General features: G+C 29.7%; 3 protein-coding genes and 1 pseudogene. 3 read left to right on the plus strand and 1 reads right to left on the minus strand.

Annotated features, from left to right (window positions below):
* Positions 1–298, minus strand: a pseudogene (locus RYO54_RS20095) (amidohydrolase); the annotation flags it as partial.
* A 152-nt stretch (positions 299–450) separates the two neighbouring features.
* Between RYO54_RS20095 and RYO54_RS20100 the strand changes: the two are divergent.
* The 3 genes from RYO54_RS20100 to RYO54_RS20110 all read left to right on the plus strand — a co-directional run.
* Positions 451–1,389, plus strand: coding sequence for a LysR family transcriptional regulator (locus tag RYO54_RS20100; RefSeq protein ID WP_315122467.1), 939 nt, complete (start codon positions 451–453; stop codon positions 1,387–1,389).
* Positions 1,390–1,644: 255 nt separating this feature from the next.
* Positions 1,645–2,883, plus strand: a complete 1,239-nt coding sequence (locus tag RYO54_RS20105; RefSeq protein WP_315122468.1) for a hypothetical protein — start codon at positions 1,645–1,647, stop codon at positions 2,881–2,883.
* A 221-nt stretch (positions 2,884–3,104) separates the two neighbouring features.
* Positions 3,105–3,517: ABC transporter ATP-binding protein (locus tag RYO54_RS20110; RefSeq protein ID WP_315122469.1), on the plus strand; the 413-nt coding region annotated here is incomplete at its 3' end.

Genomic DNA, 3,517 nt, shown 5'->3' on the forward strand with positions numbered 1-3,517 from the left:
CTAGAGGTTCCTTACATGCTATACCGCTTTTTTGGCTCATATTTGGAAGTGCATCAAATTCTCCTAAAACGCCAATAACGGGACTTCCGCTGCCATAGCTAGCAATAAATGCGGTCTTAATTCCTGCAACATTTTTTTCAATGGTGAAACCTTCATCTTCCAAAAAGTTAGAAAGTAGTTCTGAGGATTTTCCCTCCTTAAATTGTAATTCGGCAAAGTCCCAAATTTTATCACTGATTTCTGAAAAATCTTTAGCTTTACTATCTATGAATTTTATTAGTGCTTCTTTAGTATTCATAAAAACCTCCTTGTAAATTGTTTGAATATTGACACTATATAGTGTTTTGTTTATAATACCATTAATTTTCAGCTTGGCGGTAATGCCTTTTAGTTATGTAGCCATAACATTTAGTAATATGGTAAACTTTATTTAAGAAGGGGGTGTGATTTTTGAAAGTTGAATATTTAAAATATGTTATAGAAGTAGAAAAACAGGGATCAATATCTAAGGCTGCTCGTTCTCTTTTTTTAACACAGCCATATTTAAGTAAAACCATCCGCGAACTTGAAGAAGAACTTAATATAACTATTTTTATAAGGAATAAGAATGGTGTTCAAATAACTGACCAGGGGAAAGAGTTTGTTGAACATGCTAAAAATATAATTAAAGATGTGGAAAACTTTATAAATTTATATAAGGATACACAAAGTAAAACACATAGCTTTAAACTATCCACTATGCATTCCTCCCATGCTATAGATGCTTTTTTTAGACTTAATGATGAATATAAAAATGAAAGGGATACACGATTCTACATTAAAGAAACAAATAATTACACTGTAATAAATGATATTTATTGTCAAGAATCTAATGTTGGTGTGGTATACATTCCCCAATCCATGAAAAATACTTTTGTTAATATACTTAAAATGAAAAATATAGACTATACATTTATTTGTAACTTAGATAGACAAGTTATACTATCTAAAAATCATCCACTGTTAAAGAATGGCCATAAAATACGTTCTGAAGAACTTTATAAATACGGTATGGTTAGATATATTGATTATATGGGATTGGGCATTGAAAGTGTGGATTATGTATCTATATACAAATTAAAAAATATTGATAAAATCAGTAAGATTATATATGTGAACAATCGTGCAATACTACATAATGTACTAACTCAAACAGATTACTTTACAATAGGGATAAAGAATGTTATAAATCAAGAAGAGATACATAATATTGTGTCCGTTCCCATTGAAGATGACGATTTATTCCAAAATATGTGGGGTGAAATGTGGGTCGTAAATTTAAAAGATAAAACTATTGATGAGCTTTCAAAAAAATTTATTAGAATATTGAAAGATAGTTATGGGAAATGATAGATATGGTATAATGTTATCAGCATCCTTTTGTGTGGAGTTTGGTGCAAAACTATTATAAAAAGGATGCTTTTATTATGCAAATTTTTCTTCTTGTTAAATAGCAGGAGTTGTTTTATTTTAAGAATATATATATAAAACTTTAGAATTTCTTTATAATTAGTTTAGAAAAATTATAGATGCTTCATTTAGAATGAATATAGGGAAAGCTTTCCTATTGTGTTTTAAATAAAAAGATAAAGGAGATGTTATAAATTGAAGATTAAAAAGAAAACCGCCATGATCTTAAGCTTTACGGTAGGAACTTTAATGTTTGCAACAACTGCTATGGCGGAAATGTCATCTAAGAGCGGATATGATCAAGCTAAAGATGCATTAAAGTATTCCGCAGAAAGTTTTACAAGTAAACTTTCAAACTATACTTTTGACGTTTCTATGAATATTAAGGATAATGGAAAAGTTATCATTTCTGAGAATATGGTAAATAAATACGATGTAACTAAAAAGGCAAGTGAAAACCTTCAGACAAGTATTAAGAATGGGAAAAAGACAGAAGAATACTACTATGTAGATAAAAAGGGTACTATTACCACTGGAGATGAGGGTACTTATTATGTAACTGAATATGAAAAGCCATATGAAGGAAGAACTTTTGCTAATCCATTTAAAGAGAAGGAAGCAGGAGATGTTGAAAAGATAATAGATGCCATTGTAGGCAATTTAAAGGATTATGTTGTAGTAGATGAGAAAACTGATGGAAGCAAAGAATTATCTGGTTCCATAAGTGAAGCTCAAATACCTGCATTAATAAATGCAGTGACTTCCTTTGTATTGAAAAATGAAGCTTCATCTAGAGGTGTTAATGGAGAAAATGTTATGCCTCTAATTACTAAGGATGTATATGTAAAAGAAGTTAAAGGTAATATGACTGTAGATAAAGATGGATTAATACAACGCTTTCTTGGTACAGGAGTAATCGTAGGTAAGGATGATCAAGGAAAGGAACACAACTTAACTTTTGAATTACTTGGTAAAGTATCTAACATTAACTCTACTGTTGTAAATAAACCAGATCTTTCAGGAAAAAAAGTAGAAAAACATATAGAAAAGAATAATGAGATAATTACAAAACCTGAAATGTATGTAGGTAAATACAAAAATGATATTGTTATAGAAAAAGATGGTAAGTTCCAAAAAATTGGGGAGAGAATTATAGATATTGCACATTCTGATACTGAATCTATTGCTGGAAGATACCATGAAGAGTATATAAAAGGATATGAGGATTACGCAGGAAAGAGATCAGAATTTAAATTTGACGCCAAATATCATGGTGATGGAAATCATTACTATGGAACATTTAATATTGAGGGATCATCTGCTCAAGGTAATATAAATCTTTATAGAGAAGAACCAAAGTTATATTTTGGTATGCCAAGCAGCCCAAATGGTAGAATGTGGTATAATGGTGAGTTTAGTAGAGTATTTGAATAGCAATATGAAAAAATAAAAAGATTCTACTAAATTTTTGAGAATGAAGAGATAAGAGGAAAAGTTAGGTTAACAACTTAAATAAAGAGTTAAGAATGAATAGCTTAGAATGAATGGTTAAAAATGAAGAGTAATGGATGAAATTCCATCCTTTACTCTTAGTTTTTAAATTTTAACTCTTAACTCGAAAAAATTGCGTTGCAATTTTTAAAGGAGGGTTATAATTGGAGAAGGTTATTGAGATAAATAACTTAAGTAAGGTATATAAGAATGGTAGAGGTATAACGGATATCAACCTTGAAATAAATAGGGGTGATATTTTTGGATTTTTAGGGCCAAATGGGGCGGGTAAAACCACTGCTATGAAAATTATGACTGGGCTCATAAAGTCTGATAGTGGTGATGTTAAAATTTTAGGCTATAGTGTATTAGAACAGTTTGAAAAAGCTATGGCAAAGGTAGGATGTATTATTGAAACAGCAGAGTCCTATCAATATCTCACCGCTTATGAAAATCTTAAACAATTTTCAAGGTATTATAAAAATATTGATGATAAAAGAATTGATGAAGTTTTAGAGCTTACAGGGATACTAAGGTTTAAAGATGAAAAAACAAGAAAGTTTTCCCTTGGAATGAA

Origin of the sequence: uncultured Clostridium sp. (assembly GCF_963515715.1) — a bacterium.
Lineage (GTDB): Bacteria > Bacillota > Clostridia > Clostridiales > Clostridiaceae > Clostridium_AW.